Here is a 20,585-nt window from a genome sequence, read left to right as displayed (position 1 = left end):
CTCCTCCAGCTTCACGCGTTACAAGGGCGGGGGGGGTAGCGGAGCTCCCTCCCTGAGCAAGCAGTCCAGCGACTGCACAAAATGGGTGAGAAAGGCATCTTGCTCGAACCGCAGAAACGGCTGGCTCGCCGCCTGCTTGGTGGGCGGACCAAGCCATGCAGCATGGCGGTGATAAAAATCAGTGAGCAATTGGTGGTCGAAGAGCAACAGCAGGCTATGGTATTCGGTGGCCGGAGCCGCCACCTTTTCACTCATCAGGCAGTTGTCCGCCACCAGGAGCACAAACTGCTGCGGCTGAATGGTGACCTGGGCGCCGGCAAAGTGCACCGTTTTTTCGCCTGTCAGCAGAAAGGTGAACATGTGCTGTGGCAACAGCACGCGGGCGCGGGCGGCCGGCGTTTGCGTGCGGTAGCGTAGCAACGAAATAGCGGCTTTCGTGGACTCGCTGTTCGAGGAAGGGGCAGATTCACGCAGGAGAAAGCCCGTGCCGTGGTTTACCGCGACCTGGCCCTGGAAACCAGCGCCATCCTGCCCCGGACGCGAGTCGTACGGCTCACGCCCGCTCCGCTACCAGCCGGGACAGGTCTTGGGCATTGTCAAAAGCGGCGCCCATGGTATTGTTGAAGTAGGCATATACGTCTTTTCCTTCTTGGAGGTAGTCGTGTATCTGTTCGGCCTGGTCATGCAGAAAGTCGCGCTCGTAGGACTCTCGGTAGTTTCCCTGCGGGCCGTGGAAGCGCATATAAACAAAGTCTGCCCCCTCGTTGAGTTGGGCGTTTCGGGCGGGGCCTTTGTCGTGTAGCACTAGGCTGGCGCCGTGGTGGTCCAGCAGCTCAAACGTATCCTCGGCATACCAGCTTGGGTGACGAAACTCCACCGCTTTGCGCCACTCGTGGGCGGGGTCTGCCGCGGCAAGCGCCTGCAAGAGGGCCCTGACTGCGTGTAGCTGGCGAATGGTGTTGCTGGGCGGGAACTGAAGGAGCAGGCAGCCCTTTTTGGGGCCCAACTCCCGTGCGGCCTCTAGAAAGCGGACCAGGCCGGAGAGGTCCTCGGCCAGCGCCTTAGTATGCGTGATATCGCGCCAAAGCTTGAGGGTAAAGTCAAACCCAGGGCCGGTTTCAGCGGCCCAGGCCGCAAACGTTTTGGGCTGGGGTAGGCGGTAGAAAGTGCTGTTAATCTCCACCGAGTTAAACAGGGTGGCATAATAGGTAAGGCGGCTCGTCGCCTGGTAGGCCTCGGGAAAGGTGGCCTTTGGGCCGGGCACAACGATGCCGCTGGTGCCAGTGCGCAGGGTGCCAAGGAGGGCAGGCATGGGAAGGAGTTATACGGGAGTTTCGGGGTATAACGTGCCACGGTGCCTCGGCGTTTTACCCCAGACGCCTCCTCACGGGGTCCCAACGTATCACCTGCTTGTCCTAGTAGCTCTCTTGGCCGGCCAGGCAGGGGGCTGCCGCTCGAAGGGCCTGCCCGCCGCCGAAGGCAACGAGCTGCGCTTCTACGCGGGCGCCCTGCTGCGCTTGCCCGACCAGCGCCCCCTGAGCACGCGCTGCCTCACCGACGTCGTTACACGCGGCCATGACAACGCTGCTACACCTACTCCTTCAGTGAGTGTAGCAGCCGTTTCACTACCACTAGGCTATACAGCAGCTTGTTTCGTTGAGCGACTATATCTAAAACAACGTGCCGGCTCAACATCTGCTATGCGACCGATGAGCGCCGGCTTGGTACAGCCTACGTGGGGTAATCAGACAGTGGGACAGTAGGGAAGAAAGGTAGCTTCTCGTTGGACACTTTACTGGGACCTTTTACGAACTATCCAAGACCTCTGTACTTAACCTGCCAGCCATTCGGTGCGCATCGAACAGCCCGAGAACAGATTACATCGGGCCACAAACCGTAAGATAATATACCAGATAGCCCAAGCAGCCCACCACAATGGCTTTGAACGGCGGCAGCAGCGCGCTCGATTTCCATAGCCCGTACAGCCCCAGAGGCAATACGAGCACGCACAACAACAGCACCAGGACCGTGTCGTTGTACCATTGAGTGGACGGGGGGCGGTAACCAGGAAGCATAGCAAGCGAAGAAAGCAACCCCGGCCAACATGAAATACGGGTAGGGTAGAAGCAACTAGTCGTTCCCACAGGCTTCCAGGCACCCGTTTGTAGCCATAGAGTACCCCGCGCTTACGCTATTTCAATGAAGAACGTGGTGCCCTCTTGCTCCCGGCTCTCCAGCCAGATGTGGCCGCCGTGCAGCTCCACGATTTGCTTGGCAATGAACAAGCCCAGGCCCGTAGTGGTTTCGCCCTGCAGCCCGGCGCGGCGACTGGAGTTGAACTTGTCGAAGAGGGTGTGGTGCAGCTTGCTGGGAGTGCTGTCCACGCAATCTACTCGCACGCTAGGGCCGCCATAAGGGGGGAGAGCGCCTCCACAAACCGGCGGGTGATGGCGCCCGTCGGGTCTAAGCTGGGGTCCAGAATAGTGATGTCGAGCCCCACCGCGTGCCCGGAGTGCAGCAAAGGAAGGAGTAGCGCAGTCAGTTCTGTGTACGTGAGCCCCCCGGGCTGGGGGGAATCTACCGCCGGCATAAGCTCGTCGGCGAGCACGTCCACGTCGAAGTGAATCCAGAAGCCATCAAGCTGTTGCTGGGCCATGTCCGTTAGAAAAGCGGCCGCCCAGGCCGCTGGTCCTTGCTGGCGCAGGGCCGCCAAGTCGACGTACTGGATCGGGGAGGCCTGCAGGGCGGCCACATCGGCCTCGTCGGCATCCCGGTTGCCAACACTCCACGCGTGACGGGGCTGAATGTAGGGCGACTGTCCGTCCAGGTTGCTGAGTTTAGCAGGGCCGCTGCCGGTCACCAGCGCCAGGTCCATGCCCGCCGCGCCCCCCGTGGCTGAGCGCTCCGGGGTGGCGTAGTCCGTATGCCCATCCAAAAAAAACAGCCCGTACGTGCCGGCCGCCTTCAGGCCCAGCGCGATGCCGAGCAAGATGCTGCAGTCTCCGCCCAGGACGACGGCAAACCCCGGCTGCGTAATCACCTGCGTGATGCAAGCCCCTAACTGCTGAGAATAGTGGCTAATCGCATCGGCGTTGCGTACGCCTACCGGGTCTACCTCCCTGGCATAAGGCGGCGGCGAGACAGAATGGACGTGGCGCGGGGAGAGCAGGTCGTAAAAACCCCACTGCTGGAGCCACCCGGGTAGCCGGTCCACAGCCGGTGGCACCCCAGGAATCAACTCTTGTAGGCCGAGGTTACTAGGCGCTTCAATTAGATGAACGGTACGCATAAAGGCCTTCTTGCAGCGGGGGAAATAAAATAACACTACGCGTTTGCGGTCGGGGTGTCTCGATGAACAGTTCTGGCACTTGCTGTTAGCCGACCTGCCAAAGGTCTACCCTTTGCCAGCCGTTACTTCAGGTAGCGGCCACCGGTTCAGGAGCGGGACGATTGGCGCGGCCCCAGTCGGCCAGGCTGCGCAACACCGGCCCCAAGGACTGTCCCCGCTCGGTCAGCTCGTACTCTACCCGCGGGGGCACCTCGGCATGGACAATGCGCCGGACAATGCCGTCCTGCTCCAACTCACGTAACTGCAACACCAGCATGCGTTCGGATATACCCGTCAGCTGGTCACGTAGCGCGCTGTAGCGAAGCTTTTCGTGCAGCAGCCGGGCCAAAATACTGGGCTTCCACCGCCCACCCACCACGGTTAAGGCATAGGCCATGCCGCACATGTCAATGGTGCGCTGTCGATTAAGGGTGTTCGTAGAGGTCTGTTTGCGCATTTCTTCCTTTTTTGTTAGTACCTAACAATTTTCGCAGTACTCGCACCAGCAAAAGTAGGCGCGTAGGTTTGTGAACGCAACTGCAGTTCGTGACAACTACGCGGCGAGTCGGCATAGCACGGTGCCCCTTCGTCGTCGGAGAGCCCAAACTGCGTTGCTCTCTCTTATCTACCCCTCTTTTTTCCGTACCGATGCACACTTCACCAGTTGCCCTGATCACCGGCGTAAGCCGGGCCATGGGCCTAGGGTATGAAACCGCCCGCCAACTCGGGCAACGCGGCTATCACGTTCTGCTGACGGCTCGCCACGCCGCCCAAGCGGACGCCCTAGCCCGCCAACTCCAGCAGGAAGGCTTGTCCGTTACGGCGCACGCGTTGGATGTGTGCAGCGACGACAGTGCGACGCAACTAGCCGTTGCGGTAGCCCAACACGTCGGGCGGCTGGATGTGCTGATTAACAACGCGGCCGTGCTGTTGCCGGCGGAGGACCCGGCCGCGCCGGTGGACTTGCCCGCGGCGCAGCAGCGCTTTGCCACCAACGTGTTCGGCCCCTGGCGGGTGGTGCAGGCCCTATTGCCGTTGTTGCGGCACAGCCCGCACGGGCGCATTGTGAATGTTTCCAGCGGCATGGGTTCTTTCTCGGATCCGGTCTGGGGCCTGACGAACTCGGCCCAGCCCACGGTCAACGTGTACGCGCTGACCAAGTTAGCCCTCAATGGCCTCACCGCCAAGCTCGCCAAAGACCTGCGGGCCGACCGCATCTTGGTTAATGCCGTGTGTCCCGGCTTTGTGGCCACGCAGCCGGGCTTCGCCGACTACGGCGCCCGGCCCGTGCCGGAGGGCGCGGCCAGCATTGTGTGGGCGGCCACCCTGCCCGATGACGGTCCCACCGGGGGGTTCTTTCGAGATGGCCAGCCATTAGGCTGGTAGGCCTGCCAACCTAGGGCAAGTAACTCCACTCTCGGGCCAGGGCCACGCGGCCTGCGGGGGGTTGCGGAAGCGGTTACCGCGGCCGTGGCACCCGGCCGTAGACAGCGGGTCCCGCTTCGGGTCGACGGTCGAAACGCGGGCAGAATCAACGGGCTTCGTTATAGCAGGTCAGAAAGCGAGGGCCAGAAAGACACCCCCGGTTTTCTTTCTGGCCCCACGTTTTAGCCCCGATTCTAAGCCATGTCCCTGAATAGGTAGTTCAACCCGCGGGCTCTAAAACCTATGAGATTTTGGATGCCCTTAGGGACCGTTAGAATGGCAACTACCGCATTCAAATAGGGTACGTATTAGAATATTCACCAGAAACTGTTCCCGAGAAATCTGGTTTCCGAGAACCGCTCGACGTATCTGCAAACCCATTTAGTGCGCACGATGACTCCTCATGCTGCTGGCCGTGCTGCTTCGTGCTTTTCAAGAATGAGCCAGCCTGATGGGCTATACTACGCTCAAAGACATCTCAGTTCGCAAAGCATCGGGAGACGACCTTGATCTAAATTTGCCTTTCCTCTCCAGCTTGAGTAGTATGCCCCCGCCAGCAGCGAGTGAGACAAGACCGGATCCGTAAGCACGAAAAGCAAGCGCTTGCGCTCTAGAGGGGGCACATTAGGTATTTACTCTCCTCGCCGCTAGAGACCTATCCGACCTGCGGTATTTCCACGGTGAACGTGCTGCCTTCCCCCTCGGCGCTCACGACCGTAAGCGTGCCGCGATGCCAGTCAACAATCGTCTTGCACAGGGATAAACCCAGACCCGTGGTGGGTTCGCCCCGCAGCCCCGGGCGGCGGGCGGGAGTAAAGCGCTCAAATAAGTGGGGCTGCAGAGCCGCCGGAATGCCTACCCCGTCGTCGTGGACGTGGAAGCGCACGCACCCCGAACTCGCCTCGACTTGCACCGTGACCTGCCCGCCGTCGGGCGTGAACTTAAACGCATTGCTGACCAGGTTCGTGAGCACCTGATTGAACTTGTTCACATCAAGCTGGGCGTACACCGGCTCGGGGGGCAGGGAGTACTGGAAGTGAAAGCCCAGTACCCCCTGCCCCAGCTGCAACTGGGCTAACGGTTCGCGCAGCACCGCGCCCACCTCTACCCGCTCCAGCTGGAGGGCGGCGCTGGTGCCCGACAAAAATTCGATGGCCACTAGGTCCCGGATCAGCTTCAGGCTGTTGCGGCTGGTGGTGGCCAGCACCTGCAGCAGCTGAGCGGCCTGGCTGTCGGCTGTCACCGCCACTTCCATAACGAGGTAGTCGGTAATTTGCTGCACCATGGCGAACGAGCCGCCCAGGTCGTGGGAGAGGATTTCCAGGGCCGCGTTCTTGCGCGCGTTGAAGGCGTCGGCGTTGCGCTGGTAGCTCTTGGCTGCGCTAATATCGCGCAACGCCCCGCAGATCAGGACAGAACCGGCACCGTTGACCGAGCAGTAGGGCGTTAGGCAAAAGGTCTGCTCGGGCTGGCCGGGACGCAAGAACCGCACCTCCACTTCGTCCGTGACCTGACCGCGCACCAGCACCTGCCAATACTGCACCAGATAGGCTCGGTCGTCGGGGTGTAACCGATCGAGCAAGGCGGGCAGCTCGGCGTTGACCGCCTCCCGATGGCCGCCTAGGACTGTTTCGTAGGCTGCGTTGACAAACAGGACGCGGGCGGCGGCCACGTCGTAGACAAAGTGCACCTGGGGACTGGCTTCCGCCTGTTCCCAGTACAAGGCGGCGAAGTCCGACATGAAGTTGACAATGATGTGTACGAAAGATAGGCCTTTTCGCTCGGTTTCGCTCTTAATCTCTTTCAAGATGGAATGCTCGGCAATGCCTCGTCTACCTCATCATCGAGGCGCACGGCACCGTGCTCAATCAGCCGTCGGTCACGGACCAGGTTCTCCAGCCGCCCTACCAGTACAGGGGTTGAGAAAGGCGACCGGGTCGAGCGAGGGCTGCCCCGTGGGGCTGTAGTGGGCTTGGGCTCCGGGTAGAGAAAACGCCAGTCGACCAGTTCGGCCGACCGGCCATGGACATTGGGTAGCGGCACGCGCACACAGAAGCGAAAGCGCGTTACTTCTTGGTCTAGGCCCTACTTCTGGCCCGGTATTTACCTGCTACGAGCACCGCCACAAGTAGGATAGAGCGTTCTGCGACAGCGACTATGACTTACTGAATAGCCATTTTAAGCTGCCCTTGGCTCGCATGCTGTTGCTTTCCATTATCCTATTTGGAAAACATACCATAGAAGTGCGCTAGGCCTGTCGCAAGAACGCCAGGACGAGTTTTGGTATCTCTACTGCTTCTTGGGGCACTTTCTGCTCCGAGTCAAAGTAGATGTCCCCGTGTTGGCCGCACAGGTGCACCCGAGCACAGGCGGGGTTATATTCAAACTACACGGTAAAGTGGTGGTCTTAAGACACCTGCAGGCCGGTCTCGTAGTGCTCGGTGCAGGGAAAAGTGGGGACCAGCATACGCCATGTTCCCCAAAGGGCCATATACATATAAAAAGGGGTGACAGCAGTCGGCGGAATGCGCTTTTTACGTGGCCGGTGGTACAGGAACTGGGACACGATCGTTGTTGCCATTCCTTTACTCCGCATCCGGTTCAACTAGGTGGAAGGCATGGAGCAGCAGTTGCAGGTGCGGGTCCGTGATGGATTCCGGCAATAGGATCTGCCTTTCCACGGCGCCGAGAACTTGGGTAAGTTCGACGGGATCCACCTGGCCCCAGGCCATGCTCCACTCGGCAAACAGGCGCTGCGGACCCGGGCCTTCGCTCAAAGTCACCACCTGTCGGTGGCGTGCGTCCTGCTGGATGCGGGCGAAAAGGGCGCGCACCGCGGCTTCCTCGCCTTCAATCACTTGCACAAACTGTTCCTCACTATACAAGAGCAGGCCCGTGAGCTGATGCTGCGCGTTATAGTTGCGCGACCACTCAACCAGGGCCTCCACGTCGGCCACCGTCACGCCAAACGTCGCCCGGCTGCGGTAGAAGACGTGATAGGTGCTCGTCTCGAGCAAGGCCAGCACCTGGTCAATCGTGAGTTTGCCTTCCTGGTAGCGCAAGAGCAGTTGCCGTTCATAGCGTGAGGGAGCCAGCGGGGTGTCTGCCAGAAAGCGAATCATGGCCGCAACGGCGCGACGGCGAGCCGCCTCATAGGGGAAAGTAGGGTCAGCCATTACGGTGTATACGAGCAACCCGCACGCAATAAAGCCGGATTCATACGTTAGAAATACGGATATGTGGCCCTTCGCTTCAAGTAGCCAGTCTGTGAGGCCAGCCAAGGCCAGAAAAAGCCTGTGTCGCTTGCACGCACCTGCTCAGCACGATCCTCGACTTCACACAGATAATCGGTCAAGGACCACTCGCCTCGCCCATAGCGAATAAACAACTGCGCCAAGCTGCGCGCATGGCCGTTGGGAGGCCGCAAACGCTAGTCCCGTTCCTGCTGGTGCTTCTGATGCAGCTATAAAGGAGGGCACAATCCTGCTCCCACTGCTTACGAACTGAGATTACTTGACGAGTATACAGCTGGGAACTTTACGGCGGATAAAGCAACAGCCTTATTGCAGGCGCAAGAACCCGTATAAGGGTTCTTTTTCAACCTGCCCAGCCTAAAGGCGGTGCAAACAAATCGAACTACCACTTGAAAGAGTATTGCTCTACCGTAGCGTTTCAAAGCGCCTGGTGTTTTGCTTTCGGGTAGTTTACGGGCTAGAAGCCAGCGCTTATTGCAATATTTGCTCAACTTATAGAGTAATTCAGACTTTGTACAAACGAAATATCGTCTTTATCGGCGCCTGTGCGGGGAACAGCCTGCGATTGGCCCGCTATTTCGTTCTGCAGACTTTAGCTATGGTTCCCAGGTCATTGGCATTACACTATCTGGCGCCTTGGATGATGGTATGGCCGGCTTAGGGACAGTAAAAAGCCGGGGCGGCATTGCCATCGTGCAGGAATTAAGCGTGTCCTCTATGCCCGAAAGTGCCCTAGCTGTCGTAGAGGTGGACTATCAAGTGCCGATTGCCGAAACGGCTTCGTTGCTGGTACGGCGAATTGCCGAAGCAGTGACCGAGACGAGCGAATTGAAGACACGCTAGGCAGTGCCATGCGGGACGTGGAAGAAAGTATCTTACCGCTTAACAACCTGGGCGACGACTACGCCGAACAAAACCAGCCCAAACTAGCTGCTCTGTACTTTGAAAAGGCGCAAGCAGCCGAACGCCAGATCGTTTTTCAACCACAAGCAATTGACTACCACTAGCATCAGCCAGCAAGTGAGAGATGAGCAAGGGTACTATATACTTTACAGCACCTATCTGACCATTCGGACCAGTTGCAGAGGTAACGGGCCGGTGGGCGTTTGAAACAAAAGACAACCAATATGGAATCTATCGAATCTACCGACTTTATGGCCGAACAGCCCCAAAACTTCCTTGTTGTGGGCCTGGGAGCCTCGGCCGGTGGTATTCAGGCACTGCAGGAGTTTTTTCAGCGCGTGCCCGCAGATTCCGCTCTTGCATATGTGGTCATTCTCCACCTCTCCCCCGACCACGACAGTCAGCTAGCGCAGGTACTGCAGACCGTAGCTCGCATTCCCGTTACGCAAGTGACGGAAAAAGTGACCATAGAGCCAAATCACGTCTATGTGGTGCCCCCCAACCAGCATCTGATGATGGAAGGAGACACTATTGTGCCTTCTCTCAATCTGTACGTGGAAGAAAGGCGGGCGCCCGTGGATATTTTTTTCCGGACCCTAGCCGATTCGTACGGCGCGCGCGCCGTGTGCGTGGTGTTATCGGGAACGGGGGCGAATGGGTCGATGGGGCTGAAACGGGTGAAAGAGCGAGGAGGAGTTGCGTACGTGCAAAATCCTCGGGAAGCGGAATTTAACGAAATGCCCCGCAACGCAATTGCCACCGACCTGATTGATGAAGTGTTGCCGGTGGCGGAAATCCCCGGCCGGATACTGGCGTACCGCAATAGCCTAGGCACGGTAGAAATACCAAATGCCGTGGAGGACCGGGCAGAGCAGCAACAAGTAGCCCTGCGCGAAATATTCACCCACTTGCGCGTGCGCACCGGGCATGATTTCTCGAACTATAAACAGGCATCGCTATTACGCCGGATTGAGCGTCGCATCAACGTTCGCAGTCTGCCCGACCTGCCAAGCTACGCCGTCTTTTTGCAGCAAAATCTGGAAGAAAGCCAGGCCTTACTGAAAGACCTGTTGATTTCAGTAACCAACTTTTTCCGGGATAAAAAGCCTTTCCAAGCCCTGGAACTGGATGTCTTACCGGCCATCTTTCACCACAAAAAGGCGGATAGCGCGGTACGCATCTGGGTTGCTGGCTGTGCCACCGGGGAAGAGGCGTATTCCCTGGCCATGCTGGTGGCTGAGAGAACCTTGGACGTACTGGATGCACCTAAAGTGCAAATATTTGCTACCGACATCGACGAGGCCGCCCTCACTGCTGCCCGCGAAGGGCTCTATACCCTTAATGATGCCGCCGATGTGTCGCCGGAACGCCTACTGCGTTTCTTCACCAAAGAAGGCGATAACTACCGCGTGCAGCGCGAGCTCCGCGAAATGGTGTTGTTTGCCAATCACAATTTTTTGAAGGATCCGCCTTTTTCACGCTTGGACCTAGTGACGTGTCGCAACGTGTTGATTTACTTGAATTCCACGGCTCAGGAGCGGGTCATGGAAACGTTTCACTTCGCGCTGAAACCAGGCGGCTTCCTGTTCCTGGGTTCTTCTGAATCGGTGGATGGCACCAGCGACTTGTATGCCACCGTTAGTCGAGAGAATCACATCTACCGGTCTCGCGAAGTGGCCATGCCCCATTACGCACTGCCCGAATCGGTGCCGGCCGCCTTACACGCTACGCCGCCGGCTTCACTTACGCTGCTCGAGGCCGAGAGCCGCCACCTAACCCGGTTGTCGTTGGGAGAGCTGCACCAGAAGCTGTTGGAGCAGTACGCGCCCCCTTCTTTGGTGGTAAACGAGGAGTATGACATCCTGCACATGTCCGAGAGGGTGGGCAGCTTTCTGGAGTTTTCGGGCGGGGAGCCCACCAAGAACCTGCTCAAGCTCATCCGGCCTGAGCTACGGCTGGCACTCCGCTCGGTGCTGCACCAAGCAGTGCAGCTGCAAACCATCATGGAAGCCCGCAACGTGCTTTGGAATAAAAATGGGGAACGCCAGATGGTAACCATCCGCGTTAAACCCGTTACCAAAGCGGGCGACACGGCCAAAGGATTCCTCCTGGTAATTTTTGAACCGAACGAACAGCAAGCGCCCGAGGAAAAGGGGGGGCTCCCATCGGATGAGCCCATTGCCCGGCAACTAGAAGCAGAGTTGATCCAAGTGAAAGCTCAGCTCCGCTATTCTGCGGAGCAGTACGAATACCAGGCGGAGGAACTGAAGGCGTCGAACGAGGAATTTCAAGCTGTCAACGAAGAGTTGCGCTCGGCCGCCGAAGAACTGGAAACCAGCAAGGAAGAGCTTCAATCGATGAACGAGGAGTTGCGCACGGTCAACCAGGAGTTGAAAGTGAAAATCGAGGAAATAAGTGTTACCAGCAACAACTTTCAAAATCTAATCCATTCGGCCGGCGTAGCCACCATCTTCCTGGACCGTGCTTTCTGCATTCGGTTGTACACCCCGGCCGCTCAGCAGCTTTTCAACCTGATTCCGTCCGACTATGGGCGTCCTATTTCCGATATCACCCATCGGCTGCAATACGACCAGTTGCTGCCCGACGCCCAAACTGTCTTAGAGAAGCTTACGCTGCTGGAGCGCGAAGTGAAAACCACCGACCACCGGGCGTTTTTAATGCGCCTGTTGCCGTATCGCACGGCTGACGACCGGATTAATGGCGTGGTGATTACGCTTTTCGACATAACCGACCGCAAGCAGGCTGAGGAAACCTTGCAGGCCAGCGAACAGCGGTTGCAGCGCATGGTGAATGTGCCCAGCGTGGGCATGCTGACGTTCGATTACACGGACACGCTATTGCAAGTCAACGATGCCTTCCTGGAGATGGTCGGGTACACCCGCTCGGAGTTCGAGGCCCGCACGTTCACCTGGCTGGACTTCACTCCCGCGGAGCACGTGGAAGTCAGCCAGCAGGTCATGGCCCAGTTGCGGCAAACCGGGCGGGGCGGCCCGTACGAGAAAGAGTATTTCCGCAAGGACGGCTCCCGGCTCTGGCTGATGTTTGTGGCCGCTGATTTGGGCGACGGCACCATCGCCGAGTATGCCATCGACATGAGTGCCCGCAGACAAGCCGAAGCAGCGGTGGCGTCCGACCTGGCGGGCATGCAGCGGCTCCATGAGTTGCACACGAAGCTAGCCACCGAAACCAACCTGAAAGTGGCCTTAACGGAAATGGTGGCCCTGGCCTGCGACTTTACGAATACCGACCGCGGCTGTGTGCAGCTGCTTAGCGACGATGGCCAGCGCCTGGAACTATACGCCTGCCACGGCTACGAGGAAAACAACCGCTTTATTCAGCACTTTTTGCACGAAGGATTTAAGCCCGTCGGTGATGCAACTCGTCGGGATCAGCTCCGGCTGATCATTGAAGATATTGAAGCGTATGCGCCCCTGCTGAGCACCCAAGACCGAGAAGTGGCTTTGTCGGCCGGCATTCGGGCCCTGCACTCCGTTCCGCTCATCACTCGCAGCAGTGGCTTGGTAGGAGTTTTAAGCAACCAGTTTCGCCAGCCCCACCGCCCCACCGAGCACGAGTTGCGGCTGCTTGACTTGCTGGCCTGGATGGCGGCTGATTTCGTGGAACGGCACCGGGCTATTCAAACCCTCGAACAACTATCCGTCGGTTTGGAGCAGCAGGTACAGGAGCGAACGGCACAATTAAACCAGAGCACGGAGATCTTGCAAAAGAGCTTGGCCAAACTGCAGCAAGCCGAAGAAGTGGCGCAGATGGGCAGTTGGGAGTACGACATTGCGAGCGGCGAAACCGTCTGGAGCACCGGCATGTACCGCTTGTACGGGTTGCCCGCTACCCACGCAGTAAGCCCAGAAATCTACCTGGATTATGTTGTGGAAGCCGAAAAGCCCCTAGCCGAAAAGCTGATACAACAAGTTCGGGAGAAGCACGAGCCGCTGGACGAAACGCTGCACCTGCTGATAGACGACCAAGTACATACCTTCCGGATTAAATCAGTGGTGCTGCGCAACGACCACGGAGAGCCGGTGAAGATGCTCGGCCTCGATTTGGATGTGTCGGAAATAAAACGCCTGGAAGAAGAAAACCTGCAAATGCGGCTCAATCAGCAGAAAGCCCTCTTGTTGGGTATTCTGGATGCTCAGGAGGAAGAGCGCCGCCGCATCGCCGAGTCGTTGCATAATGGGGTAGGACAGCTGTTATTCGCCACAAAACTCAACTTCGACCGGTTGGCTACGCTGGTACCAAAGGAAATTTTTCGGGGTGCCAACCAACTCTTAGATGAAGCCATTCAGGAAACTCGAAAGGTCTCACACGAGCTGGTGCCTGCTACGCTAAACAATTTTGGTTTAGCCAAATCCATACGAGATTTATGCCAGAATTACAGCCAGACGCGGATTCGTGTGAATTGCGAAATAGTGGGGCTGGAGAATCGGCTGGAGCCGTACTTGGAGGTTGCCGTTTACCGCATTTGCCAGGAATTGCTGACCAACGTGACGAAACACGCGGAAGCTACTAGCGCCGATGTTCTGTTAGTACAGGAGGATGGCGATGTAACGCTGAAAGTCCGTGATAACGGCAAAGGAGTGAGCCCGGAACGCAGCAAATCGGCCGGGATTGGACTGCGTACAATCAAGGACCGGGTGAACCTGCTAAACGGCACCTTTTCTCTGCATACTCCTGATACCAGTACAGGTACGCAAGTAACCGTCCGGATTCCAAGTACTGGGGCAAGCTAGCAGGCAATTCTTCCATCAGTGGTCCAACGGTAGGCCCGTTACGGAAGGCCCCTCACGCGTGTAGTCTGTAGCTGGAGTCTACTAAGACTCAAAAAAAATCGGTATTCGTCTACTAATCAGGGAGCTGAGCGGGCCGTGCTGTGGGCCTTTTCAACCACTTAGCTTCCTGAACTGGCCGCTTTTCCTGTAAAAGAGTAGCTAGCTGTAGTGGGTGGGGCCACTTGGTGCCGACAGCTGTGCAGCCAGTCCTTTGCTTCCGCTAGGTCGTAAAACAGTTGCAGTTCAAGCGACCCGCTCAGCTGGTGGGAACTGGCGAGGGTGAGAATATCTACCCCCTTATCTGCTTGCACTACGTGCGCAATATAGCGGAGACCTAGCCGCTGGGCCTGGGGCAGCCAGGCGTGTTCGAGCCATTCGGCGGAGTTAAACCAAGGGCCGTTTAAGGCCAAGTTGTTATTAAGTAGAAAAGCACTGGGATGAGTTGCTACTTTATCTAAGTAACTGAGGGCGCCCTGCATGGCCTCGTGGTCACCAATAAGCCCGCTCCAGGTGGCGTACAGCCAGTGCTCCGACTCCTCGTAGTGAAGCACGCAAGTACCCCCGGAACCGAATTGTAGCGAATCAAGCAGCATGGATAATATTAAAATATTCAAATAAATAAGAGCCAACACCTTGCTAACTATGACGTTATATCGGCTACTGTGCAGGTGCAAAGTTGAAAAGCAGTAAGGCACTACGCAAGGAGACAAATACGAATTCTATCTCCGTATTCTCGTCACATATCACTGCGGTTTTTACGCAAGCCGCTTGCCCGCTACATCCCATTTGCCGTCTCCCTACCGTCCCGCTAGCTTGCTAGGAGCAACAGACCCGCTGTGCTGCCGGCTCACCTGTTCAGCTAAGAGGCCTCTATACCCACCTAGGTAGGGCTGCAGACTGAACTGGACGGCCTGCATTTCGGCCCTGATGCTAGCCCAAACGGCTGGGCTTGCGTATGCTGTATACTGCCACTGACCAGCTAGCCAGCCCCAGTACGTCACTTCCACTTCTGAACACGACACCCGTAGTACTCTGCGGCTCTCTTTTCCCTATCTTCTCCCTTATGATTCGAGTTTTTATCGTTGACGACCACGCTATTGTGCGAGACGGCCTGCAATCGGTGCTAACCGCTATGCCCCTGCTAGAAGTGGTGGGCGAAGCGGCCAACGGGCAGGAGCTGTTAGACCAATTGCCTACCGTGCCCACCGACGTCGTGCTGATGGATTTAAATATGCCCGTACTGGATGGGCTGGCGACCACGCATAAGTTGCAAGAGCAGTACCCGCTTCTGCGCATCCTGATTTTGTCGATGAATACGCACGAGCGCACCGTAGGGGAAGTGCTAGCCGCGGGAGCCCACGGTTACGTGCTCAAAAACGCGGATAAGAGCGAGATTTTCGCGGCAATCCAAGCGGTGGCAGCCGGTAAGCGTTTTCTGTGCTCGGAAATTGGCTTGGGCACGCTTGAAAAGTTGCTGGCTTATGAAGCCGAAGGCCCCACAAGTTCTTCTAAGAGTGCCTTCTACCTGACGCCTCGCGAGCGAGAGATTGTGCAATTGGTTGCCAACGGGCTAACCAACCAGCAAATCGCGGATAAGCTTTTCACCAGTAAGCGAACGGTGGAAAGCCACCGGCAAAACTTACTGGAAAAAACCGGCATCAAAAACACTCCTGCGTTGATTAAGCACGCTATGGAACAAGGCTGGCTGCAACAATAAGTGGTGGCGCTACTACCGGGTGAAGCAGGGCGCAGACTCACCCGTAAGCAATACGTAGATAAGCAGGTAGAAAATGGGTAGCGCAGCCGATAAATACGCAGAAAAAACCACGCATTTACCAGCAACAAAACCCCGTATTTTAGCGAGGTAGGGGAGGAGGGTCGTTCTGTTTCTTTGTGTTGCCTTCCAGAGCTAGCTGTTCTGGTGGTGTATCATTATTCAAGCACACGGTATACCTCTAGCCAGATAGTGTTGGTTGCTGCCCAAAAGTGGCACCAGTAGGCTTGTACCGGTCTCACATCCTTAGCTGCCAATGCTGTGCTACCCTCTCTTACTAATCCGTCTGCTATAGCAGCGGGCGCTATGCTGCCAGTAAACCTTGCCGTGGTAGATGCGGCGCATCTGGTGCGCATCCTAGGTCCTTTATCCACTCCCTTGTTAGTCGACTGTGGTGCGTTGCCCAGCCAACGCACGCAAGGCATCTGCTTTCTGGTATCGCAGTTGCTCATCCTGCGGCGAAGTGGGGCTACTGTCTGGCTACGCAATGCGAGTCCCGTGTTGCGCCACTGCCTGCAGGATCTGAAGCTCAGTGCATTTTTTTCCTTCACTGACTGACGAGAGATGAAGCTACTAACCTCTCTAACGGATCCAGAATATCACCCACCAACTGGGCCTTCACGCCTGCATCGCTGGCTGCGTGGCTACGTGCAGGATGAGCGGGACATGCCGTTTGTGTATCTGCTCCTGCACCTATCGGGCACTATGGTGCCTCTGGCGGTTCTGCTTTTCGTGCCAGGGCTGCCAGGCCCGGCGTGGTGGGTGGTGGCGGGCGTGTACACGCTGTTGGGTAATCTACGCTTCAAAGGGCCGTTCGGCCTGATGCTGCATTGTACCACCCACCGGGTACTGTTCAAGAAAAGGTACGGGTGGCTTAATCACTACGTGCCGTGGGTGATAGGCCCGTTGTTCGGGCAGACGCCCGAAAGCTACTTCACCCACCACTTGGGCATGCACCACCCCGAAAACAACTCACCGGAGGATGAAAGCTCGACTATGTTTTACCAGCGCGACTCGCTGGTGAGCTTTCTGCACTACCTCGGCGACTTTTTGCTGCTGGGCGTGGCCCGCTTAGTAGGCTATTTCACCCGGCGCCACAAGACCACCTTGCGCCGCCGCCTCCTGCGGGGCGAACTAACCTACGTAGTGGTTACGCTGGGCTTAGGCTGGCTCAACTTACCAGCGACGCTGGTGGTGCTGGTACTGCCGCTAGTGATTGCGCGGGTGGTGATGATGCTCGGTAACTGGACGCAGCATGCCTTCATCGCGGCCCACAGTCCCGAGAACTGCTATACTAACAGCGTCACCTGCATCAACACGCCCTACAATCACGCGTGCTGGAATGACGGCTATCATATCAGTCATCACCTCAAACCAGCGTTGCACTGGACTGATCATCCCGCGCACTTTCGTGCGAACCTGGCTCAGTACGCCCGTTACGATGCGATTGTGTTTGATGGCATTCACTTTCTACACGTGTTCAGCTACTTGATGCGTCAGCGCTACGATCTGCTGGCCCGTCATTTCGTGGAGTTGCACGACCCGCACCGGACCGAAGAGGAAGTGGTAGCGTTGCTGCGCAGCAGAACCCAGCGCTTGCCACGCCCGGTATTGGTCCCGGCATAGCGTGGCTGATTACCGGCCAGGATTACGTCTTCGTAAAGCCTTGCTGTTTTTAGTGTAAGTGAATAGGAGCAGGCGTGTTTCCCTGGTCTATGGCCCAATTTTTACTTCTTACATCTGAGCGCTATGCCTGCACTGCCCTCTCCTAAAAAGGGCCGCCACCACCGGGATATTGTGGTCATCGGTACTTCGGCCGGGGGCGTGACGGCACTGCTGGCCCTGGCCAAAACGTTACCGGCTGATTTCCCGGCCCCTATTTTTGTGGTGCTGCATGTGGCCCCCGATTCGCCCAGCATCATGCCCGAGCTGCTGAACTCGGTGTCAGCCCTGGAGGCCAAACACCCGCAAAATGGCGAGACTGTGCGGGCCGGCGTCATATACCTGGCTCCACCCGACCACCACTTGCTGCTGGAAGACGACCGGGTACTCGTTGCCCGGGGCCCGAAAGAAAACCGCTTCCGGCCGTCCATCGACGCCCTGTTTCGCTCGGCCGCCTACACCTACGGCCCCCGCGTGCTGGGCGTAGTGCTCACTGGCTACCTAGACGACGGCACCTCCGGCCTCTGGTCGGTGCAGCGTATGGGTGGACTGGCCATCGTGCAGGACCCACAAGACGCCGAGCAGCCGGCCATGCCCACTAACGCCCTGGCGTTTGTAACAGCCGATCACCTAGTGCCCCTATCCCGGCTAGGAAGCCTCCTGGTGCGCCTTACGCAAGAACCCACGCCCGCCAAAATTCGCCTGCCCGCCGCCGAACTGGACCTGCTAAAGATTGAACTCACTATTGCCAAAGAAGGTGGTGGCTTCGAGTTAGGCATCATCGAGAAAGGCAAGCTTACTGCCTTCACCTGCCCCGATTGCCACGGCGCGCTTACGCAGCTTATCGAGGGCAAGGTCATTCGCTACCGTTGCCACACGGGGCATGCCTACACCGTCAGCTCGTTGCTCAGTGAAGTGACCGAGTCGGTGGAAAGCATGCTGTATCAGTCTATGCGCGGGCTAGAAGAAACCAAAATGCTGCTCGACCAATTGGGCACGCATTTTCAGGACGAAAAACAAGCCAACGTAGCCCAGCTGTTTTTCGAGAAAGCCGACGAGGTGGGCTTGCAGGCTCGCCTCATGCATGAGTCTATCCAGAAACAGGAAGCACTGAGCGGCGACTTGCAATTCTACTCCACCAAGTTGGAGTAAGCCCCTTCACTTCCACTTGCTGCCCGCTGACCTACCGCTGCTATGGCCGACACCCTGTTTTCCTCCTCTGAACCCGCTGCCGGCGCAACTCCGCTGCCCAGCCCAGCCGAGCAATTAGTGCAGGCCAACCACCGGCTATCGGTGGTCAACCAAGAGTTGGATGTGGCCAACGAGCAACTCCGGGTTGCCAACGAGCAACTGCTTGTGGCCAATAACCAGTTACGAGTGTACAACGAGGAGATACGTACGCAGGCGGCGGACTTGCAGCGAGCAGAAGAGGCAGTCAGCCAACTCAATACGGAGCTAACCCTTACCAATGCGGGCCTGCTCGATACCATTGCCGATAGCCTGCAGGCCACCGAGTTTGCGCGCGCTGAAGCCGAGGCCCAGCGCCTACGGCTCCACCGCCTCGTCGCGGAGGTTCCAGCTATGATTGCTGTGCTTACCGGCCCCGAACATGTAGTGGAGTTAGCCAACGATCATTTCCGCGCGATGTTCGGCCACCGCGAGCTGGTAGGTCAGCCCTTTTGCCAGGCGGTGCCCGAACTCGCAGGCCAACCCTTTTTCGACCAGCTCGACGACGTATACCGCACGGGTGAAACCTACACCGGCACGGATGTGCCGGTGACCTTGGATCGTAGGCATTCGGGCCAGCTAGAACACCTCTTTGCCACGTACATCTTCCAGGCCACCCGCGACGGAGCAGGCCGTATTGAGGGACTACTCATTTTCGCTTACGAAGTAACGGAGCAGGTGCGGGCCCGGCTGGAGCGGGAAGCCGGCGCCCGCCAGCGGCAACTCGTGACCGATGCCCTACCAGTCCTCATTGCGTACGTAGACCAAGCGCAGCGCTACCAGTTCAACAACCAAGCCTACGAGGAGTGGTTTCACCAGTCGCCGAGGGCCTTACGGGGGCAGTATGTGCGGGAGGTGGTTGGCGAAGCAGCGTATGCTGCCGCCGCCTCTTATATAGCGCGGGCGCTGGCTGGAGAACGGGTGGACTTTGAAGCCTGCATGCCCTACCGGGATGATCTAGTCAAGCACATCCGCACCACGTACGTGCCCGATGTGCAGCAGGAACGGGTAGTGGGGTTCTATTGCCTCATCAACGACATCACCGAGCAAGTGCAGGCCCGCGCTGAAATCGAGCGGCAACAGCAGCAGCTGCACGATTTGTTTATGCATGCCCCGGGGCCGATTGTTATCCTGGAGGGTGCCGCCTTCCACTTTACCTTGGTCAATCCGGCCTATCAGCAACTTTTTCCCGGCCGGGATCTGTTGGGCAAGCCTCTACTGGACGCCCTACCCGAATTAGCCGACACTCCAATCCCCAGGTTGTGTCGGCAGGTATTCGAAACAGGCGAACCGTATGTGGCCGAAGAATTGCCTCTTCAGCTAGCTCGTCGCGAAGGCAATCCGCTGGAAGAAATCTACTGTACCTTCACCTACCAAGCCCGCCGCGACGCGCACGGAGCAATAGACGGAGTCGTCGTCTTTGCCTATGATGTAACTGGTTCAGTTCGCGCTCGACGGGAGGTGGAAGCTGGCCGTGCGCAAGTACAGGCCTTGAATCAGCACCTCGTGCGCACCAACGGCGACCTGGATGCTTTCGTGTACACGGCTTCCCATGACTTGCAAGGGCCCATCAACAATCTCGCTGGCCTGTTGCACGCCTTGGACCAGGAATTCCCCATCTCCGCTCGCTCAGTCCTAGCCGCGCAGATCCTAAGCCTCATGCACGGCTCAATTGAGCGATTCCGGCACACCTTACTTGAACTGAGTACTACCGCTCGCTTGCAGGCGGAAGCTGGCCAGGTGTCCCCCGCCGTATCGCTGGCCAGTATGGTGCGAGATGTGCTGTTGGATCTGGCCCTCCCTATTGCCAAAACTAACGCCGAGTTCATCATAAACGTGGATGAGTGTCCACCTATAACGCTTTCGGAAAAGAATCTGCGTTCGGTGGTCTACAACCTGCTCAGCAACGCCATCAAGTACGGCCATCCTGACCGTCCCCCGTTCGTACAGGTGCGCTGCTACCACGAACAGGGCAGTTTAGTGGTCAGCGTCCAAGATAACGGCTTGGGTTTGAGTGAGGAGCAACAGAAGCAACTCTTTCAGGTGTTCCAACGCATGCACACGCATGTGGAAGGAACAGGTATGGGATTGTATCTGGTGAAGAAAATTCTTGATACTATCGGCGGTAGCATCCGGGTCGAGAGTACGGTAGGCTGCGGTTCCACCTTTAGGGCTGTTTTTCCTATCTAAGTAGCTCACAG

20 protein-coding genes are annotated in these 20,585 nt (G+C 57.6%); 10 read left to right on the top strand and 10 right to left on the bottom strand.

The features are described 5' to 3' along the window. Positions 1–18: 18 nt before the first annotated feature. Positions 19–420, bottom strand: a complete 402-nt coding sequence (locus MTX78_RS14555) for an AraC family transcriptional regulator N-terminal domain-containing protein (RefSeq protein ID WP_243795621.1) — start codon at positions 418–420, stop codon at positions 19–21. Between the two features lie 133 nt (positions 421–553). Further along, on the bottom strand, positions 554–1,312 hold the full coding sequence (locus MTX78_RS14550; RefSeq protein ID WP_243795619.1) for a DUF72 domain-containing protein: 759 nt from the start codon (positions 1,310–1,312) through the stop codon (positions 554–556). A 115-nt stretch (positions 1,313–1,427) separates the two neighbouring features. Between MTX78_RS14550 and MTX78_RS14545 the strand changes: the two genes are divergently transcribed. After that, positions 1,428–1,763 carry a hypothetical protein gene (locus MTX78_RS14545; protein ID WP_243795617.1) on the top strand — a complete coding sequence of 112 codons (336 nt, stop codon included), beginning with the start codon at positions 1,428–1,430 and terminating at the stop codon, positions 1,761–1,763. A 114-nt stretch (positions 1,764–1,877) separates the two neighbouring features. On the opposite strand, the gene MTX78_RS14540 is transcribed toward MTX78_RS14545, so the two are convergent. From MTX78_RS14540 to MTX78_RS14525, 4 genes are all read right to left on the bottom strand, one after another. Further along, positions 1,878–2,075, bottom strand: coding sequence for a hypothetical protein (locus MTX78_RS14540; protein WP_243795610.1), 198 nt, complete (start codon positions 2,073–2,075; stop codon positions 1,878–1,880). 111 nt (positions 2,076–2,186) lie between these two features. Next, positions 2,187–2,384, bottom strand: coding sequence for a sensor histidine kinase (locus MTX78_RS14535; protein ID WP_243795608.1), 198 nt, complete (start codon positions 2,382–2,384; stop codon positions 2,187–2,189). Between the two features lie 5 nt (positions 2,385–2,389). Further along, positions 2,390–3,289 (bottom strand): arginase family protein, encoded by a 900-nt coding sequence (locus tag MTX78_RS14530; protein ID WP_243795606.1) that lies wholly within the window; start codon positions 3,287–3,289, stop codon positions 2,390–2,392. A gap of 127 nt (positions 3,290–3,416) precedes the next feature. After that, complete coding sequence (locus tag MTX78_RS14525) at positions 3,417–3,785, bottom strand: winged helix-turn-helix transcriptional regulator (protein WP_243795599.1); 369 nt, start codon at positions 3,783–3,785, stop codon at positions 3,417–3,419. A 191-nt stretch (positions 3,786–3,976) separates the two neighbouring features. Between MTX78_RS14525 and MTX78_RS14520 the strand changes: the two genes are divergently transcribed. Then, the gene (locus tag MTX78_RS14520; protein ID WP_243795597.1) at positions 3,977–4,714 is read left to right on the top strand and encodes an SDR family NAD(P)-dependent oxidoreductase; all 738 of its coding nucleotides are present in this window, start codon (positions 3,977–3,979) and stop codon (positions 4,712–4,714) included. A 694-nt stretch (positions 4,715–5,408) separates the two neighbouring features. On the opposite strand, the gene MTX78_RS14515 is transcribed toward MTX78_RS14520, so the two are convergent. From MTX78_RS14515 to MTX78_RS14505, 3 genes are all read right to left on the bottom strand, one after another. Further along, positions 5,409–6,560, bottom strand: coding sequence for a PAS domain-containing sensor histidine kinase (locus tag MTX78_RS14515; protein WP_243795594.1), 1,152 nt, complete (start codon positions 6,558–6,560; stop codon positions 5,409–5,411). Then, the gene (locus MTX78_RS14510) at positions 6,557–6,796 is read right to left on the bottom strand and encodes a hypothetical protein (protein WP_243795593.1); all 240 of its coding nucleotides are present in this window, start codon (positions 6,794–6,796) and stop codon (positions 6,557–6,559) included. The genes MTX78_RS14515 and MTX78_RS14510 overlap by 4 nt, the downstream gene beginning before the upstream one ends. 542 nt (positions 6,797–7,338) lie before the next feature. Then, a complete protein-coding gene (locus MTX78_RS14505; protein ID WP_243795591.1) occupies positions 7,339–7,947 on the bottom strand; it encodes a BLUF domain-containing protein in 609 nt (202 codons plus the stop codon). A gap of 603 nt (positions 7,948–8,550) precedes the next feature. Between MTX78_RS14505 and MTX78_RS14500 the strand changes: the two genes are divergently transcribed. From MTX78_RS14500 to MTX78_RS14490, 3 genes are all read left to right on the top strand, one after another. Then, complete coding sequence (locus tag MTX78_RS14500; protein ID WP_317258948.1) at positions 8,551–8,850, top strand: chemotaxis protein CheB; 300 nt, start codon at positions 8,551–8,553, stop codon at positions 8,848–8,850. 17 nt (positions 8,851–8,867) lie between these two features. Next, entirely contained in the window at positions 8,868–9,014 is a 147-nt protein-coding gene (locus MTX78_RS14495; protein ID WP_243795589.1) for a hypothetical protein, read from the top strand. Positions 9,015–9,134: 120 nt separating this feature from the next. Next, a complete protein-coding gene (locus tag MTX78_RS14490) occupies positions 9,135–13,682 on the top strand; it encodes a CheR family methyltransferase (protein ID WP_243795587.1) in 4,548 nt (1,515 codons plus the stop codon). A 158-nt stretch (positions 13,683–13,840) separates the two neighbouring features. Here MTX78_RS14490 and MTX78_RS14485 read toward each other — a convergent pair whose 3' ends face one another. After that, the gene (locus tag MTX78_RS14485; protein WP_243795585.1) at positions 13,841–14,314 is read right to left on the bottom strand and encodes a hypothetical protein; all 474 of its coding nucleotides are present in this window, start codon (positions 14,312–14,314) and stop codon (positions 13,841–13,843) included. A 470-nt stretch (positions 14,315–14,784) separates the two neighbouring features. Here MTX78_RS14485 and MTX78_RS14480 point away from each other — a divergent pair, with 470 nt between their 5' ends. The 5 genes from MTX78_RS14480 (at position 14,785) to MTX78_RS14460 (ending at position 20,574) form a co-directional block, all read left to right on the top strand. After that, positions 14,785–15,438 (top strand): response regulator, encoded by a 654-nt coding sequence (locus tag MTX78_RS14480; protein ID WP_243795583.1) that lies wholly within the window; start codon positions 14,785–14,787, stop codon positions 15,436–15,438. Positions 15,439–15,801: 363 nt separating this feature from the next. Continuing rightward, complete coding sequence (locus MTX78_RS14475; protein WP_243795581.1) at positions 15,802–16,053, top strand: hypothetical protein; 252 nt, start codon at positions 15,802–15,804, stop codon at positions 16,051–16,053. Between the two features lie 6 nt (positions 16,054–16,059). Next, positions 16,060–17,121 (top strand): fatty acid desaturase family protein, encoded by a 1,062-nt coding sequence (locus MTX78_RS14470; protein ID WP_243795573.1) that lies wholly within the window; start codon positions 16,060–16,062, stop codon positions 17,119–17,121. 123 nt (positions 17,122–17,244) lie between these two features. Continuing rightward, entirely contained in the window at positions 17,245–18,309 is a 1,065-nt protein-coding gene (locus MTX78_RS14465) for a chemotaxis protein CheB (protein WP_243795564.1), read from the top strand. A gap of 42 nt (positions 18,310–18,351) precedes the next feature. Further along, on the top strand, positions 18,352–20,574 hold the full coding sequence (locus MTX78_RS14460) for a PAS domain-containing sensor histidine kinase (RefSeq protein WP_243795562.1): 2,223 nt from the start codon (positions 18,352–18,354) through the stop codon (positions 20,572–20,574). Positions 20,575–20,585: the final 11 nt, after the last annotated feature.

The organism is Hymenobacter tibetensis (genome assembly GCF_022827545.1).
Classification (GTDB): Bacteria; Bacteroidota; Bacteroidia; order Cytophagales; family Hymenobacteraceae; genus Hymenobacter; species Hymenobacter tibetensis.
Note: the sequence above shows the minus strand (reverse complement) of the source record. Positions and strands in the feature narration are given on the sequence as shown.